This is a genomic window from Polyangium sp. 15x6 (assembly GCF_029960785.1).
Lineage (GTDB): Bacteria > Myxococcota_A > Polyangia > Polyangiales > Polyangiaceae > Polyangium.
This window is the reverse complement of sequence record NZ_JASBQE010000016.1, coordinates 22353-39926: the sequence shown is the minus strand read 5'-3', so window position 1 is coordinate 39926 and position 17574 is coordinate 22353. Positions and strand designations below refer to the sequence as shown.

At 68.8% G+C, this 17574-nt stretch carries 15 protein-coding genes; 8 read left to right on the top strand and 7 right to left on the bottom strand.

The features are described from left to right. Positions 1 to 132: 132 nt before the first annotated feature. On the top strand, positions 133 to 396 hold the full coding sequence (locus QHF83_RS14230; protein ID WP_282418356.1) for a hypothetical protein: 264 nt from the start codon (positions 133 to 135) through the stop codon (positions 394 to 396). Further along, positions 393 to 1490 carry a hypothetical protein gene (locus QHF83_RS14225; protein WP_282418355.1) on the top strand — a complete coding sequence of 366 codons (1098 nt, stop codon included), beginning with the start codon at positions 393 to 395 and terminating at the stop codon, positions 1488 to 1490. Before QHF83_RS14230 ends, QHF83_RS14225 begins: the two co-directional genes overlap by 4 nt. On the opposite strand, the gene QHF83_RS14220 is transcribed toward QHF83_RS14225, so the two are convergent. Continuing rightward, positions 1491 to 2570, bottom strand: a complete 1080-nt coding sequence (locus QHF83_RS14220; protein ID WP_282418354.1) for a glycosyltransferase family protein — start codon at positions 2568 to 2570, stop codon at positions 1491 to 1493. 50 nt (positions 2571 to 2620) lie between these two features. On the opposite strand from QHF83_RS14220, the gene QHF83_RS14215 reads away from it, so the two are divergent. Further along, positions 2621 to 3613: a hypothetical protein gene (locus QHF83_RS14215; protein ID WP_282418353.1), complete on the top strand. Its 993-nt coding sequence runs from the start codon at positions 2621 to 2623 to the stop codon at positions 3611 to 3613. Between the two features lie 20 nt (positions 3614 to 3633). Next, positions 3634 to 4227 (top strand): peptide deformylase, encoded by a 594-nt coding sequence (gene def, locus QHF83_RS14210; protein WP_282418352.1) that lies wholly within the window; start codon positions 3634 to 3636, stop codon positions 4225 to 4227. A gap of 56 nt (positions 4228 to 4283) precedes the next feature. Here the strand turns inward: def and QHF83_RS14205 are convergent, their stop codons facing one another. Beyond that, positions 4284 to 6116 (bottom strand): M4 family metallopeptidase, encoded by a 1833-nt coding sequence (locus QHF83_RS14205; RefSeq protein WP_282418351.1) that lies wholly within the window; start codon positions 6114 to 6116, stop codon positions 4284 to 4286. A 238-nt stretch (positions 6117 to 6354) separates the two neighbouring features. Continuing rightward, positions 6355 to 6951: a polysaccharide biosynthesis/export family protein gene (locus QHF83_RS14200; RefSeq protein WP_282418350.1), complete on the bottom strand. Its 597-nt coding sequence runs from the start codon at positions 6949 to 6951 to the stop codon at positions 6355 to 6357. A gap of 84 nt (positions 6952 to 7035) precedes the next feature. Between QHF83_RS14200 and QHF83_RS14195 the strand changes: the two genes are divergently transcribed. The 3 genes from QHF83_RS14195 to QHF83_RS14185 all read left to right on the top strand — a co-directional run bounded on the left by QHF83_RS14195 (position 7036) and on the right by QHF83_RS14185 (position 12567). Next, positions 7036 to 8571 (top strand): O-antigen ligase family protein, encoded by a 1536-nt coding sequence (locus QHF83_RS14195; protein ID WP_282418349.1) that lies wholly within the window; start codon positions 7036 to 7038, stop codon positions 8569 to 8571. Between the two features lie 91 nt (positions 8572 to 8662). Further along, entirely contained in the window at positions 8663 to 11395 is a 2733-nt protein-coding gene (locus QHF83_RS14190; protein WP_282418348.1) for a CpsD/CapB family tyrosine-protein kinase, read from the top strand. Further along, complete coding sequence (locus tag QHF83_RS14185; protein WP_282418347.1) at positions 11392 to 12567, top strand: hypothetical protein; 1176 nt, start codon at positions 11392 to 11394, stop codon at positions 12565 to 12567. Before QHF83_RS14190 ends, QHF83_RS14185 begins: the two co-directional genes overlap by 4 nt. 371 nt (positions 12568 to 12938) lie before the next feature. On the opposite strand, the gene QHF83_RS14180 is transcribed toward QHF83_RS14185, so the two are convergent. After that, positions 12939 to 13574, bottom strand: coding sequence for a response regulator transcription factor (locus QHF83_RS14180; protein ID WP_136934646.1), 636 nt, complete (start codon positions 13572 to 13574; stop codon positions 12939 to 12941). A 298-nt stretch (positions 13575 to 13872) separates the two neighbouring features. Here QHF83_RS14180 and QHF83_RS14175 point away from each other — a divergent pair, with 298 nt between their 5' ends. Further along, positions 13873 to 14766, top strand: a complete 894-nt coding sequence (locus tag QHF83_RS14175; RefSeq protein ID WP_282418346.1) for a lysophospholipid acyltransferase family protein — start codon at positions 13873 to 13875, stop codon at positions 14764 to 14766. Between the two features lie 119 nt (positions 14767 to 14885). Here QHF83_RS14175 and QHF83_RS14170 read toward each other — a convergent pair whose 3' ends face one another. The 3 genes from QHF83_RS14170 to QHF83_RS14160 form a co-directional block, all read right to left on the bottom strand. Further along, complete coding sequence (locus QHF83_RS14170; protein WP_282418345.1) at positions 14886 to 15635, bottom strand: ATP-binding cassette domain-containing protein; 750 nt, start codon at positions 15633 to 15635, stop codon at positions 14886 to 14888. 17 nt (positions 15636 to 15652) lie between these two features. Beyond that, on the bottom strand, positions 15653 to 17209 hold the full coding sequence (locus tag QHF83_RS14165) for a hypothetical protein (RefSeq protein WP_282418344.1): 1557 nt from the start codon (positions 17207 to 17209) through the stop codon (positions 15653 to 15655). Positions 17210 to 17335: 126 nt separating this feature from the next. Further along, complete coding sequence (locus QHF83_RS14160) at positions 17336 to 17560, bottom strand: hypothetical protein (protein ID WP_272426029.1); 225 nt, start codon at positions 17558 to 17560, stop codon at positions 17336 to 17338. Positions 17561 to 17574: the final 14 nt, after the last annotated feature.

The following is a 17574-nucleotide window of genomic DNA, read 5'->3' as shown; positions in this document are numbered from 1 at the left end:
TGTTTCGTTTCGATGGCGGGCCTCCATGATGGTCACCCGCGTGACCAGAAAAATGGCCGTTCGTGGCAGAAAAGGAGAGCGTGCGCCCGTGCCCGAGCGATAGTCTGACGCCCCTGTCGAAAGGAGACATTCATGCTCAAAAATAGCCTCGTCGCGCTGGCGCTCGCTTCCTTCACCACCGTTCTGCTTGCATGTTCCGCGGCAGAGGTGGGGGAGCCATGCGAGACCGAGGGCGCGGCGGACGAATGTGTCGACGACGCAATCTGCGGGAAGCCGAGCGACACGGCCACGGAGCCGCAGTGCCTCAAGGTCTGCACGCAAGACGCGGATTGCGCCGCGAGCGAGTCCTGCAACGGCGTGACCGGCACCAGCACCAAGGCCTGCCGCATCAAGTGATCGCCTGCGCCGCGGCCCTCGCCGTGCTCCTCGCCGCTCCGTCCGGGCGCGCCGAGATGCAGTACGGAGCGGCCGCGGCGCGTACCCTCGAGGGCCACACCTTCCAGCCGCCCGTGCTGCTGGAAGGTCCATTCACCACCACCCACGTCGGAATCGACACCTCGATGGGCCTGCGCGTCCAGGACGGCGCGGGCGCGCCCCCCGCGGGGCCGATGCGCTTGCCGCTCCCCGCCCGCGACGGCCAGAAGCTTTTCCTGTTCGAGGAGCGGCTCGCCTTCGGAATCGCGCCGGTGCGCGGCGCGGAGATCGGGGCGCGCGCGGCCTTTCAAATGGGCGTCGGGGGCGACGCGGCGTCGACCTATTATTATGGAGGCCGCATGGGCTACGAGGTCCGCCCGCACCTCGGCTTCGAGGTCCTGCACAGTGAATCGCTCGGCATCTCGGTCGGCCTGCGCGCGGGCCTGATCATGGCCGGCGGGGTGCGCGCGCGTCCCTCCGGGCTCGTGGACGCCATGATGCGCGAGGCGGACGCGGCGATGCGGGACAGGGCGCGCATTGTCTGCCTGATCGCCGGGGACCTCGGCTGCGCATTCAAGACGTTCGACGGGGCCGGGGCGATGCGCGTGGACGAGCGCTCGTTCGGCGTGCACGTGTACGCGAGCGCGGCGAAATCGTTCGGCCGGCACGTGGGGCTTCAGGCCTCGTTCGGCGGCGAGGCGCTCGATACGAGGCTGCACGGCGGCCCGGGCCTCGATTCCCACATGTCACCGCGCTCGTATGCGGCGTCCGTCGCCGCCTCGGTCGACCTCGCGCCCCTCGCGCCGCTCGGCGCGATGCTCGAAGCGGGGCTCGAGCGCGGCGAAAACCGAGGCCTCGATCGTCGCAACGCGGAGATCCTCGGCGGCGCGCCCATGGCCTACACGACGGAGCGCGTCGCGGCGGGCGTGTATTACACGGGGCGCGACGCGCTCACGCTGGGGTTCGTCGGGACGTACGGTTTTACCCAAGCACGGCGCGCCGCCGGAGACACGATCTCGCCCGGCCCGCCGACCCGCGCGCTCGGCGGACGCCTGGCCCTCCGCTATTTCTTCTGATCAGGACAGCACGCCCGCCGCGGCCCGATCGAGCAGCCCGTCGATGCCGTCGAAGAGATCCTGGTTCCCGTTCTGGGAATACGCGGCGAGCTTCTCCGCGCATTCGGGGACGACCTTCACGAAATCGAGGATCGTGGCCGGATCCGCGAGGGAGTCCGCTGCCCGGCCAAACCCTTCGCGCTCCAAGTATCGCGCGTTCAGGACCTGCTCGAACTGGTGGCGGATGGGGACGGCGAGCATGGGTTTGTGGAGGAAAACCGCCTCCCCCATGAGCGTGAAGCCGCCGCCCGCGATGACGGCGCGGGCCGAGGCGAGGTCGTCGATGAACCCGTCCTCGCTGAAGGGCCGATACCGCAGGTTGCCCTCGACCTCTTCCTCCTGGATCCCGCGGCGCATGCCGTAGATGCGGCATTCGAGGCCCGTCTTCCGCAGCGTATCGGCGAGCGCGTCGTTCCCTTCGGCGGTCTGGTAGACGAGCAAGTGCTCGCCCTCGCGCCGGTTCGCGCGGAGGATCTCGGGGCGCAGGATCGGCGGGTAGAGCGTCGTGCGGGGCTTGCGGATCGGGGGGCGGAAAAAGCTCGTGACGAGATAATGGTCGCAGAACGGGAGTTTTCCTTTGATGAACAGGCGCGCCACGGTAAAGTCCGCCTCGTCCCCGCGGATGATGTCGGGCCCGTGCGTGCACCGGTTGATGATCTGCATGTTGTCGATGGACAGGATGGGCAGTCCATGCGTCTTGGCGAACAGGTAGGTCCACGACTCGAAATCGCTGATCACGACCTCGGGGCGGAACGCCTGGATGAGCTCGAAGTACGCCGCGATGTTCTTGGGCAGCCCGGCCGCGCCCTGCGTCACGTTCGAGAACAACGTCTTGCCCCGACGGACGCGGTTCTCCTCGTAGATCATGTGGAAGCCGTGAATCTTGTTCACGCCCTCGAATCGCTTGGTGAGGAACTCGGCCGCCCGCCCGGAGGCCATGATCTCGATCTCGTGCCCCTGGCCGACCAGGTGCTCGAGCACCACGCGCGAGCGCATCGCGTGCCCCATGCCCTCGCCCACCACCCCGTAGAGGATCTTCATGGGCGAAGAGTTTATCGATCCGCGCCGTGGGGGTCGAGGATCCGGCGCGCATGACGGCCCCGCGCGGCCTTCGCATCTGGTGCGAGATGGTCACGCACGCCGAGATCGCGGCGCCGGCCGTGCTCGCGGCCCTCGCGGAGCGGAAGATCGGCCTCATCGTCGCGGCACAGCCGGGCCCGCGCGCCGATCTCGTGCGGCTCGCCCAGGCCGCGAGGGACGTGGGGCTCCCGTTCGCCGTCTGGCCGATGCTCGCGGACGCGGCCGGGCGCTGGGCGAGCGTGGACAACGCGGCCCGCTTCGCCGCGTACGTCCGGACGCTCGTCGACGAGCTCGACGCGGCCTGTGCCCTGCCCGAGGAAATTGCCCTCGATCTCGAACCGCCGATCGATCGCCTCCGCCGCCTCCTCGGGCTCGACCCGCCCGCGAGGAGCGCGCCTCATCCCGAGGACGGCGCGGCGATCCTCGGCGCCCTCGCGCGGGACCTCGGCGCGCGTGTCCCCACGTCGATCCGCGTCTCGGCCGCGGTCATCCCACTCGTTCTTTTTGACGACGAAAGATTGGGATTCGAACGATGGCTCGGCACGCCGATCGGATCCATCGCCTGGGATCACGCGAGCGTGATGGTCTACACCACGCTGCTCGAAGGTTATTCGCGGGGTCTTTTGACCCGCAACGATGTACGGCCCCTGCTCGCGTCCTCGTGCCGCCTCGCCGCGGCGCGCTTCGGGGCGCGGGCGGGCGTGTCGCTCGGCGCGGTGGGGAAGGGGGCGCTCGGGGACGAGGCGACGTACCGCTCGGCGGCCGATCTCGCCGACGACGTGGCCATCGCGCGCGCGGCGGGCCTCTCGGATCTCACGCTCTTCGACCTCGGCGGCGTGCTGCGGCGGCCGCCCTGGGAGGCGTGGCTCGACGCGTTCGCCTGGACCGAGCCCGCGCCGTGTTTGCCCGAAGCGACGTGGAAGAGCCGCGCGACGGAAAAGCTCGTCCGCGGCGCGTCACGTTTGCTCGGCGCGGCCGGTTCCTTGCGCCGGACGCGCGGGTGAGGGCACGATGCCGCGCCCCGATGTCGAAGCCCAGGATCGTACAAGCCGGTAACCCCGTCCTCCGCGCCGCCGCCGCGCCCGTCGCGAGGGATCAGATCAAGAGCCGGGACTCCCGCCTGCTCGTGAAGAAAATGGTCGAGGCGATGCGCCAGGCGCCCGGCGTGGGCCTCGCCGCCCCGCAGATCGGCGTGGGCCTGCAGGTGATCGTGCTCGAGGACGATAACACCCGCATGGCGCGCCTCACGAAAGAGCAACGCGAAGAACGCGGCCGCGCCCCGTTTCCGCTCACGGTCATCTTCAACCCCGAGCTGCGCGTGATCGGCGAGGAGACGGCGACGTACTTCGAGGGCTGCCTGTCCGTCGCGGGCTACATGGCGCTCGTCGAGCGGCACTTTGCCGTGGAGGTGACGGGCTTCGACGAGAAAGGCGAGCCGCTGCGCTGGGAGGCGCGGGGCTGGCCCGCGCGCATCCTGCAGCACGAGGTGGATCACCTGCGCGGCACGCTCTACGTGGATCGCATGATCTCGCGGACGCTCTCGTGCAACGACGAGATGGGCGCGCGCTGGCTGGAGACGCCCGTCGACGAGGTGAAGAAGGTGTTTGGCGTGGAATGAGGGAGGGCGCGCGCCGCGCAGGGTTTGCCGCGCGGCGCGCCTCGCCTACCGCTCGATCACTTGTAGCTCGTCTTCAGCGTGATACCCGACGACGCCGCGTAGCCGTACAGCCTGATGTAGTACGTGCCGCTCGGGGCAGCGATCTCGCAGACCTCGTTGTTGCCTTCGAGGTACGGGCGGCAGGTGTAGAGCGAGGCCGTCGGCGCGGAGCCCTGGCGGACGTAGAGATCCGCGTCGCCCGTGCCACCGGAGATCTCGACCTTCAGCGTCGCCGCGCCGGCCGGCGTCGCCTGCGTGTACGTCGTGCTCCACTTGCTCTTCCCGACCGAGATGCCGGTCACCTCGCCGAGCGACGTGTACGTCCCGCCGCCGCCGCCGCCGCTGCTGCCGCCCACGCCCACGGCCGTCCAGGCCTCGGAGATCGACGTGGCCGCGGCCGCGCCGTAGAGGGCCGTCGCGGCGTCGACCGTGCAGGTGCGCGCGGCCGCGAAGTTCGAGCTTGCGCCGAGGCAGTCCGTGTTGGCGCGGTAGAAGATCGCCGCGCCCATCTGGATGCTGGTCAACCCGTCCGCATGGAGCGCCGGGACCTGGTTCGACGTCTTGCCGCGCGGGTGCACGCCGCCGGCGACCGCGAGGTAAAACGCGAGGTTCGCGATGCCCGAGTTCCAGTGCACGCCGCCGTTGTCCTGCGAGCCGGTGTAGCGGGTCGGGTAGTAGTCGTAATCGCCCGCGATCGCCGGATCGTTCATGTAGCGGAGCGCGTCGCCCGCCGTGCCCGGCGTCCAGCACTCCTCGCCGATCTTCCAGGTGTTGCCCGAGACGGCGCCGTCGCGGGCCGCCTCGACCGCGGCGCCGAAGATGTCGCTCATCGCCTCGTTCAGCGCGCCGGACTCGTAGCTGTAGGTCAGGTTCGACTCGCTCGAGGTGACGGCGTGCGTGAGCTCGTGGGCCACGACGTCGAGCACCGTGAGCGCCGACGAATTGACGTTATCGCCGTCGCCGTAAACCATCCGCGTCCCGTCCCAGTACGCGTTCACGTAGCCCGTGCTGTAGTGCGCGTACGACTTGATGGTCGAGCCCGTGCCGGTGTAGCTGTCGCGGCCGAAGTTGTTGAAGTAGAAGTCGTACGTGCGACCGGCGTTCTCGTGCGCCTGGGTCACGACGGCGTCACCGGAGCCCGTCGTGGTCGTCCCCGTCGTGGTCAGCTTCAGCGTGGCGCTGTTGAAGGACGTCCCGTTGTTCAGCGTGTAGGTCTGGAGGCTCTTGCCCGTCTGGAGGTTGTCGTACTGATCGACGATCTCGCCCGTCTGCGCGTCGACGAAGACGACCGGCATCGTGGGCGAGCCGTCGTTCAGCGTGCCCTCGAGCTGCACGCGGTACGTGAGCGCCGCGCCGAGCATCGGGCGGGGCACGATCTGGAGATCCGTGCCGATCTCGCGCGAGACCACGCCGTCGACCGCGTTGTACGCGGCCTTGCGTGCGTCGATCTCGGCGAGGGCCGGCCTCGTCTCGACCTTGAGGTTCCGGTGCAAGTAGTCGCGCACCGTCTGGAGCTGGCCGCGCCGATCGAGGCGCACGATCGCCTCGCCGCCGAAGACCGGGACGCCGCGGATCGACTGCGCGAGGCGGTTGATCGCCTCGCCCTCATCGTTGATGCGCACGCGCCGGACTTCCAGATCGCCGGCCCCGCGCACGACATCGGGCCGCTCCGCGACGATCTTCTCGAGGCTGAGGTCCCCCGCGAGCTTGGTGGCCTGATCGTCCCTGGCGACGAACAAATCTCCCTCATCCTGCGGAGCGGCCTGATTGTCGACGTCCTGGCCGTCGACGGCGCAGGCCGCGAGGAGAAACGTCAGGGGAGCGAGCGTGGCAAGGCGACGATTACGCATGGGCTGACACCTCGACGAGAAAAAGGTGGGAGCGGACGGATCCGGTGGTCCGGAGAATGCGGACCTTCCTTTTTTTCTCGATTGATGTCAATACCGATCTGCGTCGCAGCCGAAAATCATCCGTAATGGGTGAATTTTACTACGAATCAGTGCAACGGCGTTGCATCTGCTAATTTCGTGGGAATCGTGCATCCCAACTGGAACGCCCAGGGTGCACGCTGGAGTTACCAGGTGTGCCCTATGGAACGACCACGGTGTCATTCGTCAGGAGCGGCAAATTCTCGCGTAGATCTCCGCCCTTCACCACGGCCGAGAACGCGAACGGGATCCGCCGCTCGCCATGCGCGTCCTTGCGCACGATGACGATCTCGTTCGGCGCGGCAAAACGCGTGAATCCACCGGCGAGCGCGATCGCCTGCAGCACCGTGACCTGTCCCGTCGGCGTGAACTCGCCCGGACGCGTGACCTCGCCCAGCACGTAAATGCGATAGCTGTGGAGCTCCGCGACCTCGACGGACACGACCAGCGGCTCCGTGTAGAACTGCTGGCCCTTTTGGGTGATCTCCTTGCCGATCTGCTCCACGGTCTTTCCGCCGCAGACGATGTCGCCGACGAGCGGGAGCGTCACGAATCCGTCGGGGCGCACCGTGACCCTTCGGCTCAATTGATCGTTGTGCCAGACGCGCACCTCGAGCACGTCCCCGGCGCCGACGGTGTACGTCCGCATGACGCGCAGCTCCGTCGTGTAATCGTAATTCGGGCGCGCGCCGCCGCAGCTCGCCGAGGCCGCGAGCCCAAGAAGGAGCAGGCATCCCCGCGCGAATCGTCCTTTCACGCCCCGGGCGATTCTCTTCTTTTGGTGCACATCCATGGCTTTCCTCCGACGAGCAGGTTCACCCATGGCAAAGGGTGATCCCGAATGCTCGGAGCGCCGTCCCCTGCTACGAAAGAGGCCACGCGCGCCGCGGAGAGCCATCTCGAACGCGCGCCTTCGGGGGACATGGCCGCGATCATCGTGTGCGTGCTCTGCGCGCTCGTCGTCTTGAAGCCCCAGGAGTTCGTGCCGGCCCTCGCCGGGCTGCCGCTCCTCTACATCGTGTTCGCGCTCTTCACCGTGGCATTCGCCGCGGACGTTTTGCGCGGTCGCGCCCGGGTCGATCTGCCGCCGCACGCTCCCTTCGTCCTCGCGTTTTTCCTGTGGGGGGCGCTCGTCACGCTCGTGCGCAGGCCCGCGGTCCTGCAAAAAGAGGGAATCGATCTCGCCATCGTGCTCTGCATCTTCGGCGTGATCGCGCTCGGCCTGGGCACGACGAAGGGGCTCCGGCGCTTTTGCTGGACGCTGCTCGTTTGCATGATTTTCGCCACGACGGTCGCGCTCGTCCAGTCCCAGAGCCCGTATGGCTGCATGATCGCGGAAAAGGGCGACTGGGAGGGCAAAGGCGAGCTCCAGTACGACGGGCGCGGCTGCGAGACCGCGCTCGATTGCCGCAAGGACGGGCTGCCGGACGTGAATTACCGTTGCGAGCGGGTCGGGCCGTTCGGCACGGCCACGATCGGGGGCCGCGTACGTTATCGCGGCACGCTTGCCGATCCGAACGAGCTCTCGCTCGCCGCCGTGATGGCGCTGCCCTTCGCGCTCGCGTTCGCCGAACGAAAACGTTCGTCGCGGGATCCGAACCAGAAGCCGAGCGCCGCGTCGCTGAGGCTCCCGATCCTGCTCACCGACCGGCTTCTCGCAAGCATCGGGTCGATCTTCCGCGTCGTCCCGGCGCTCGTCGTCGCGGCCGCATTCGCGGTGATGATCGTCTTTTCCCAGTCACGCATGGGCGTGCTCGTTTTCCTCGTCGTGATGGGCCTCGCCTTCATACGGCGCGCGGGGATCTTCGGCGTCGTCATTGGGTGCATCGCATTTCCGCCCGTGCTCCTGCTCGGCGGTCGGAGCGGGGCGGAAGCGGAGGCGTCCGCCGACGAACGTCTCGATCTCGTGGCCGAGGCGCTCACGATGATCCGGCGATCGAAGGGGATCGGCTTCGGGGTCGGTCAATTCGCCGACGAATCGACGCGCGGGCTCACGGCGCACAACAGCTACCTGCTCGCCGCGGCGGAGACGGGGATCATCGGGGCTTGCCTCTTTTCGCTCTTGCTCTACGGCGCGATCAAGGTGCCCGTGAAATTGTGGTTCGGCTCGTACGACGTGGACGCGGAGCTCCGCCGCATCGCGCCGGCGCTCGCGATCTCGCTCGTCGGGGCGTACGTCGGGATCTTTTTCCTGTCGTGGTCGTACAAGGAGTTTCTTTACATGCAGCTCGGCGCCTCCGCGGCGCTCTACCAGGCGGCGCGCGCAGAGGATCCGCGCTTCTCGGTGCGCATCGACCTGCGCGAAGCCGCGACCGTCTGCGCGGCTTGTCTCTTGCTCTTCCCGATCGTGTGGATCGTGCTGCACGTGATGGGCTGAATTGTATGTTCTCGACAACCAAGTGGCCCGAGGAGGCGCCGAGCATAATCATTGCCGGAAGGCTCCTCGCGCCCGAGCGCGGAGGGAGCACATGGTCCGCCTGAGCACCGAGAGCACACCGCGCGAGCGACTCGCGCGGATCGTCGTCCTCATGAAACGAACGCGCAGGTATGCGCGGGGCACGATCGCCATTGCCGCGGCGCTCGTCCTCGCGTCGCTCTTGCTCGCGCTCTCGACGAAGCGCATTTACCGGAGCGAGACGACGATCGTGTACCGCGAGGTCGTCCGGGCGGGCAGGGAAGGCGAGAGCCCGGCGCAACGCGCGGCGCGGCTCGGCCCACGATTGAAGGAGATCGTCCTCGCGCGTGGCACGCTCTCCTCGATCATCCAGGAATTCGATCTTTATCCCGAGCTGGCGGAAAAATCGATGCTCGAGGCCGTGGCGGAGATGCAGAAGAACGTCTCCTTCCGCGCGCGCACGCAGGACACGTTCGCCCTGTCGTTCTCGCACCACGATCCGGCCATGGCGCAAGCCGTCACGAAGCGGATCGCCGAGGTGATGATCGCGGACTACAGCAAGGACAACCTCACGACGGCCGCGCTGAACTACGATGTTTTGCGCCGCGAGCTCGACGAGGCCAATCGCACGGTCGAGGACGCGAGCCGGGCGCTCGCGCGCTTCCTCGCCAAGCACCCGCAATTCACCTGGGGCATCAACGACTCGCCTTACGCCCCGACGGCGCCGCAGCCGGGCGCGGCGGCCCCGTTCGCGCAGTCGAATCCCGCGAATCGCGCGCCCCAGGCGAGCCGGGAACGAGCGCCCGCGGATCCCGTGCTCGCGCGGCTGCTCCAGAGGCTCGCGCAGATCGACGCCGAGCTCGCCGGTCCGGGAAAGCCGGGCGCGCCGCCGCCGCTGCCGGTGAACGTGAGCGACGCGCAGAAGCAAAGGGACGCGGCCGCAGCGGCGCTCGCCGCGGCGGAGACGGATCTCGCCACGAAATTGCAGAAGGTCACGCCGGTGCACCCGGACGCGATCTCCGCGCAATCGAAGGTGGCGCGGGCGAGGGCCGCGCTCGCCACGGCGGAAAAGACGCTCGATCTCCTGCGAACGGGCGGGGCCCCGCCGCCGGCGGTCGACGCGGAAGGAATCGATCCGGGCCGGCGCGCGGCGCTGGAGGAGGAGCGTCGCTCGATTGCCGCGCAGATCTCGGCGCGCAACAGGACGGGCGCGTCGCGCGGGAGGGGCGCGGCCACGAATCCGACGCCGAACACCGGGACGACGACGGGCACGAGCGTGGGGACGCAGGCGGCTCCCGAGGTCCCGAGCGATCCCGAAATCGTGGAGCTCGAGACCGAGTGGCACAAGCTGCGGCTCGATCTGGAGCGGGCGCGGGAGAATTTCCGCAAGGTGCAGGAGAAGGAGCGCGGCGCGAGCCTGAGCGCGACGGCCGCGGAAGAGGAGGCCGAAGCGGCGCTCGTCATCGCGGATCCGGCCTATCTGCCGGTGAGGCCGGATCGTGGGCGCGGGCGCGTGTTCTTCGCGGGATCGTTCGTCGCGCTGTTCCTCGCGCTCGGGTATGCGGGCACGCGCGTGCTCTTGTGCGAGACGATTCTCGACGAAGGTGACGTCGAAGCGCTCGGCGAGCCGCCGCTGCTCGTGTCGGTGCCGCATATCCCGGAGCCGAAGACGAGCACGGCGCTCACCACGCGGGATTCGTGGGGGTCGCCGCCGCCATCGTCCCGAAGACACGAAGACACGGGTCCAAAGAGCCGGCCGCCGGACAGCGGATCGATTGAGGTTCGAATGGAGGCGGCGGACGCGCCGCTCTCCGACGAACCCTGCGTGATGCCGCTCGGCGCGCCGCCGTCCGCCCCGGAGGTCGAGGAGGATCCTCTGCCGCCCAAGCGGATCCGCATGGAGACGCTGCCCTACGGCGCGACGCTGGCGGATTACCTGGCGAAGGCGCAGAGCGAACCGCCGCCGATCGAGGAGCCGCCCGCCGAGGAGCCGAAGGACGAGTCCATCGCGGACGACTTCGCGGACGTGCCGTCGGCGGACGAGGAGCCGACCGCGCTTTCGTTGCGGGATCCAAACGCGGGCGCGATGATGCTCGCGCCGGAGGTCGAGGTCGTGGGGACGCCCTTCGACCCCGAAAACGAGGGCGCGCTCGAGCTCGTGCGCGGGGCGCCTCCCGCGGTGCTCGGGGCGCTGCGCGTGCTGCGGCACAGGCTGGAGCAGAGGCGCGGCGAGGGTCCGCTCGTGGTGAGCGTGCTGAGCCCGGGGGTCGGTGAGGGGAAGAGCGCCGTCGCGGCGCGGCTCGCAATGACCCTGGCCGAGGCCGAGCGCGCGCGGGTCGTGCTGGTCGAGGGCAACCTCGGTCGGCCGCGTCTCGCCTCGATGCTGGGCCTGCACGTGCCCGAGGAAATGGGTTTTTCGGCGCAGCTCCGGCGGCACATGAGCGGCCGCTGGGAGCCGTGGAGCGTCCTGCGAATCGGCGCCTCGCTGTACGTGCTCGCCGAGCCGGCGACGGAGGCGGCCTTCCCGACGGCGCTGCATTCGACGTGGTTCGAGGGCGCGGTGCGGGCGCTGAAGGAGAGCTACGATTACGTGGTCATCGACGGCTGCGCGGTGCTCGGCTCGGGCGACGCGAACGTGCTGGAGGACGTGAGCGACGTGTGCCTGCTCCTCGCGCGGGCGGGGATGACGAAGGGCAGCGAGCTCTCGCGCGCAGCAAAGCAGCTCGGCGACCGGCGCATGTTCGGGGTCGTGCTGAACGATGTGCACGTGGTGGGCGGGGCGCCGAAGGGGAGGGCGATTGCATGAAGGTGGAGGCCGCGCAGAGAGCGGTGGCGGGGCGAATCGCGCCGTGGGCCGAGAAGTTCGCGCCATGGATGGGGAGCTGGGCCGAGGCGCGGCTCGTCCGCGGCGTCGAGCGGTTCGTTTTCGGCGAGGTGACGCGGCCGAAGCACGTGCTCGTGGCGATCTGCGATCACTTCGAGCCGCTCTGGACGGGCGACGCGAAGGCCCCGGGTCGAGCCCCACTCTCGCGCGGTCTCACGCGGGTGGCGACGTGGCGGCGCGGCTATCCCGCGCTCGCCGCGTGCTTCCGTGATTCGAACGGCAGGCCGCCGCGGCACACGTTTTTTTATCCGGGCGACCAGTACGATCCGGCGCTGGTCGAGCCGATCGCCGAGCTCGTGGCGATGGGCCTCGGCGAGGTGGAGGTGCACCTGCACCACGACCAGGACACGCGGAGCACGCTGCGAGAGAAATTCGAGGGGACACTCGCATCGCTCGGTCGTCACAGTCTCGTGCCGCGGGTGCGGGGCGTGGATCGATGGGCGTTCATCCACGGAAACTGGTGTCTGGCAAATTCGCGCGCCGACGGCGCCCATTGCGGCGTGGACGACGAGCTGGACCTGCTGCACGAGCTAGGCTGTTACGCCGATTTCACGTTCCCATCGGCGCCAGACCGGACGCAGCCGCGGATCGTGAACAGCATCTATTATCCGTCCGGCGACGTGAAGCGGCGCAAAGCGCACGAGCGCGGGCGGCCAGCGAGCGTAGGCGACGGGCGGATGGAGCGAGTGCTCTGCATGCAGGGTCCGCTGGCGCTGTCACTCCGGCAAGGACCAGGGCTGCCACTCAGGATCGACGCCGGCGCGTTGACGGCGCGAGATCCAGCAACGCTGCCGCGACTCGAGCGCTGGATCGACCAGGGCGTGTCCGTACGAGGCAAGCCCGAATGGGCATTCGTAAAACTCTCGACGCACGGCGCGCCCGAGCGCGAAGCAGACAGCCTACTCGGAGCCCCACAGCGCCGCTTTCACGAGGCACTGGCCTGGCTGGGAAAGCGAGAAGGTTTCCGGGTGCATTACGTGACCGCGCGGGAGATGTACAACATCGCCCGCGCCGCCATGGATGGCCGCCTCGGCGACCCATTCGAATTCCGCGACTACGAGATCCCGCCGGCAGCGCGCGCCTGTCAGGCCTGAGGTCTCATGTCGACGCCGCTGCGCTGGGGCGTTGCCCCAGGCCCCACCAGGGGTTGTCCACCCCTGGACCCGGACCAGCGCAAGCGCTGGACCCGGGGTCGATGAACTGCGCGATGCGCAGTTCATCGAACGGCCAGGTCAAGACCGGCGACGGGCTTGCCAGTCAAACCGCAGCGGTAACGTGTCGACGCGATGACGGGCGCGCTGCCGTCTCGGCTGGCAACGTGGTCTGTGGTCTTGCCACGGGCCCGTCCGAGAAACCGCGCATCGCGCGGTTTCTCGGCCTTCGGTCCAGGCCGTGCCTGGTCCGGGGTGCAGGGGGCGGACAGCCCCCTGCTGGGGTGCGGGGCAACGCCCCGCTCCGTCTCCTCTCAAATATCGATGAGGCCGGCGCGGACGGCGAGGCGGGTCAGGTCGGCGACGCTGTGGGTCGCGACCTTCGCGCAGAGGCGCGCGCGATGCGTCTCGACTGTTTTTACGCTGATGGCGAGGTGGGCGGCGACTTCCTTCGCGCTGCTGCCCATCGCGAGCAGGCGTAACACCTGACGTTCGCGCTCGCTGAGTGAGGCGAGCACGTCTCCGCGGGCGGCGTCGCGCCGCTGGAGAGCGCGCACCATGGCTGCGCTCACGTCGGGTGAGACCGCGGTGCGGCCCTTGGCCACGGTGCGTATCGCGTCGATGAGCTCCTTCATGCGGCAGCGCTTTGACAGATACCCGTCGGCGCCGGCGCGCATCGCTTCGCCTACGCGGAACTCGTCACGGAAGGTGGAGAGCACGAGCACGCGCGTCTCGCCGAACGACTTGAGCTGCCGGATGAGCTCCGTCCCGCAACGGTCCGCGAGCGACAGCTCGATCACGACGACGTCGAAGGGCTGCCGGTTCTTTTGCGAGAGCGCGTCACGCGCGCTCTCCGCCTCCACGACGAGCGTGACATCGGGCTCGTCCCGCAGGGCCTTGGCCAGCGATTCCCGTACGACATTCTGATCATCGACCAGCAAGAGCTTCATGGTTTTCCCCCTCGCCCCACCATTACCGTGAGATCCCCCTCGAAATGAACCCGCTTTTAGGGTCGGGTTTGCCCCGTCAGGAGGGAAAAACGCCATCCGAGCGTGACGGAACGCCCGGACGAACCACCGGGCAAACCCTTTTCCCTGTACACCTGCGCCGGTTCCACCTGCACACCTGCGCCGGTTTCACCTGTACACATGCGCCGCTCCGGAGGGACGTTCCGCTCCGGCTGCCGCGCCTGCCTCCGTTCCCCCTGACATCTCCCGGCGAGCTGCTAATGCAGGGGGCGAGCTCCCCATGCAGAGCGGCATCCGGCACATCGCGGAGGGGCTCCGCTCCGACTCCGCGTTCCTCCGTCGGCTGATGGTGAAGGCCGTGACGCACGGCCCCGAAGCGCTGCTCCGCTACGGCCCGCTGCTCTTCGGCCCCGCCTTCGCCGCAGGCCTGCACGAAAAGCGCGCCTGCGTGCGCCAGAACCTGCGCCGCGTGCTCGGCCCGCGCCCCCCGCTCGAAGAGGTCGCCGACGTCGCGGCCGTCTTCACGAACTACGCGAGCTGCATGACCGAAGCGATGCTGCTCGGGACGCCGCGCGGGCGGGAGCTCGGGCTGCTCTCGAACGCGATCGGCGTCGCGAACTACGAGGCGTGCGCCGCCGAGGGGAAGGGAATCGTCATCGCCACCGCGCACCTCGGCGGCTGGGAAGTGGCGGGCCCGATGCTGAGCCGGGTGCACGCAAAGAACGTGGTCGTGGTGATGGCCCGCGAGCGCGACGAGCGAGCCCGCGCGATGCAAGACGAGCTGCGCGAGCGCTCGGGCGTCAAGGTCGTGCACATCGGCGAGACGGCGCTCGACGCACTGCCGCTCCTCAGGCACCTGCAGCAAGACGACGTCGTGGCGATGCAGATCGACCGCGTGCCGCCCGGAATGCGCGCGCGCACGGTCGCACTCTGTGGCGAGCCCTTTCAGGTGCCCGAAGGCCCGCTGATGATCGCCGCGCTGAGCGGAGCGCCCATCATGCCCGTCTTCACGCGGAGGCTCGGCTTCATGCACTACGAAGCCCACGTCCTCCCCCCGATCCACGTCCCCCGCCGCCCGAAAGCGAGCGACCTCGACGAGGCGGCGCAACGCCTGATGGACGATCTCGGCGCGTTCCTGCGGGACAACCCCACGCAGTGGTTTCACTTCGTGTGAAGCGTTAGTGCCGGGGTTTCACCCCGGACCCGAGCAGGGGCTGTCCGCCCCTGCACCCGGACCAGGGCAAGCCCTGGACCGCTGGTGCATCGACCGCGGTGCGGTCGATGCAAAGGAGATCAGAGGGGGCCTTCCGTGAGCCCGTGGACGAACTGGCGGACGTAGGGGTCGTCGCTCGTCTTCGCTTCTTCGGTCGTGCCGTCGAACACGAGGCGGCCACGGTAGAGCATGCCGACACGATCGGTCACGGTGAGGAGACGATCGAGGTCACTCGAGACCATCACCACGGTCGCCCCCGCGGCGCGCTGCTCGTCGCGGAGCAGCTCGAAGATGCGCTGCGACGTCACGGGATCGAGGCCCGCCGCGGGCTCGTCGTAGAGCACGATCTCCGCCTTGGTGATCGTCGCCCGCGCCACGCCCACGCGCTTCTTCTGCCCGCCCGAGAGCCCCGCCGGCAAACGATCCTCGAAGCCGGGCAGCGACACCACGCGGAGCCGCTCCGACACCCGCTCGACGATCTCGTCCTCGCGCAGATCGAAGAGCCGGCGCAGCGGGAACGCGATGTTCTCGCCCACGGTCATGTAGTCGAACAGCGCGTTGTTCTGGAACAACATGCCGAAGCGCAGCCGGAACTTCTGCAGCTCGAGCTCGCTCATCCCGTGCACGTCCTGCCCCTCGACGAGGATGCGCCCCGCGTCGGGCCGATAGAGGCCCGTGATGAGCTTGAGCAAGACACTCTTGCCCGACGCGCCAGGCCCGATGAGGCCGTACAAGCAGCCGCGCGGAATGGAGAGGTTCACGCCGCGCAGCACCGTCCGCGCGCCGAAGCTCTTCGTGATGTCTTCGATGCGGATGAGCGGCTCGGTCATGGGACGGCCGCAGAGGGCTAGTTCGCGGCGAACGTCGTGGTGGTGACGTCGAGACGAGGATGCGCCGGGAAGGAGAGCGCGCGCACCTGGCCAGCGACACAGGAGTTGATGCCCGGGTTCGAAGGCCTCGTCGAGACCGTCACGCCGACCGCGCGGCCGTTCTGGATGGCCGCGCAGATGCTCACCTCGGTCGAGGGAGGCACGCTGCACGAGTTGAGGTAGTTGCCGCGGTTCAGCACGTTGCCGAACGAGCCCGCGCTGAGATCGGGCGGCGCATCCTTGCTGTAGTCCTCGATGTACTTGGAGCGCGCGCCCTCGCAGCTCATGCCGCCGCCGAGCACGGGGTACTTGCCGCCACCACCGCCGCCGATGGCACCGCCGCCCGCGGGGCCCGACTTGCCCTTGCCGAGCCCGGCGTCGACCTCGACCGCGACGACCGTGTCGCCCTGGACCTCTTTGTCGTCCTTCTTGCTGCCGCGCACGCTGAGGAGCCAGCCCGCGAAGCCCGCGCCGAGGAACAGGGTCACGGCGACGCCGATGAGCGCCTTGTACTGCGTGCCCTTGCGCTCGGCGACGACGACGGCCTCGAGGTTCTTCTTCTCCTGCTTGATGTCGCGGTTCAGCTTCGCCTGCTCGGCGTACGGGGCGAACTGCTCCCAGTCCTTGATGAACTTCTCCTCGTTGAGGATGGAGTCACGCAGGGGGTTGTCGCCGGTGAAGTTGCCCGTGGCGATCTGCTGCAGGACCTCGACCGCGGAGAACGGGCCGTGATCCATGCCGTCCTTGATGACGACGTAACGAGGGCGAGGATCGGACTCGAGCGCGGCCTTGAGGTCAGCGAGGCGCTGGGTGGGATCGTTCGCGTTGCGGACCTGGGGCGCCTGGACGACGGCGATGGGGAAGGGGCCATCGTGCGCGGGCGCGGCGGCCACGGCGGTAGCGCCGGGGATGTTCGGTGCCCTCGGCGCGGCGGGAATGGCGACGCCGCCGGTCGCGGTGGCCGGCGGGATGAGGGACATGGCGACGTCGACCTCGACGCCGTCATCGAGGCCTGCATCCGTGGGCGGCGGCGCGACCGAGGCGCCGGGCGCGACGTTGTGGAGGGCCTGCGCGAGCGCGGCGAGGTCGGCGGGGCGATGCTTCGCGTCGGCGACGAGGGCCTTGCCGAGGATCATCTCGAACGCGGCGGGCAGGTCGGGCACGACGTCCGTGGGCCGCTTCATGCCCGGACCAACGCTGCCGCCGGTGAGCATCTCGTAGAGGATGGAGCCGATGCTGAAGACGGTCGCGCGCGCGTCGCCGGGCGTGCCCTTGCGACATTCGGGCGCGATGCAGGCGCGATCGGCCGGCAGTACGGGGAGCGCCTCGGCCTTGTCCTCGAGCAGGCTGACGGCGGAGCCCGTGTAGAGGATGGCGGAGGGGTGGACGAAGAGCGCTTTGCCCTCGCGATGCAGCTCCCCGATCTCGGTGCAGAGCGGCACGAGGACGGAGAGCGACTCTTTCAGATCGAAGGTCCGTCCGGAGGCTCGACGCGCCTCCATCTCGGCTCGGAGTGTACCGGGCGTGATGGACATCGGCGCCACCTTAGCGCCGAAGGCCAGCGGCACTCAACATGAGCCGGAGGTGGTGGGGACGTTGGGCGGATCCGACGGAGGATCACGCGGCGCGGGGGAGAGTGGTCGCAGAACTTTCCAGCCAGCTCAGGAGAGCTGGGAGGGGGGCGTCTTGTTGGAGCGCTCTTCCTCGATGAGGATGGTGAAGACGAGCCCGGCGCCGAGGATGGGCAGGAGCCAGATGAGCTGGGACTGGAGGATCTTCTGCTTGCGCTCGAAGAGGCGGCTCTTCCAGACGCGAACCGTGAGCCAGGTCTGGAAAGCCGCGAGAGCAAGGAGCAAGGCGCCGAGGATGCCGTCGAAGAGGTCCATGAGGGTCGGTGGAA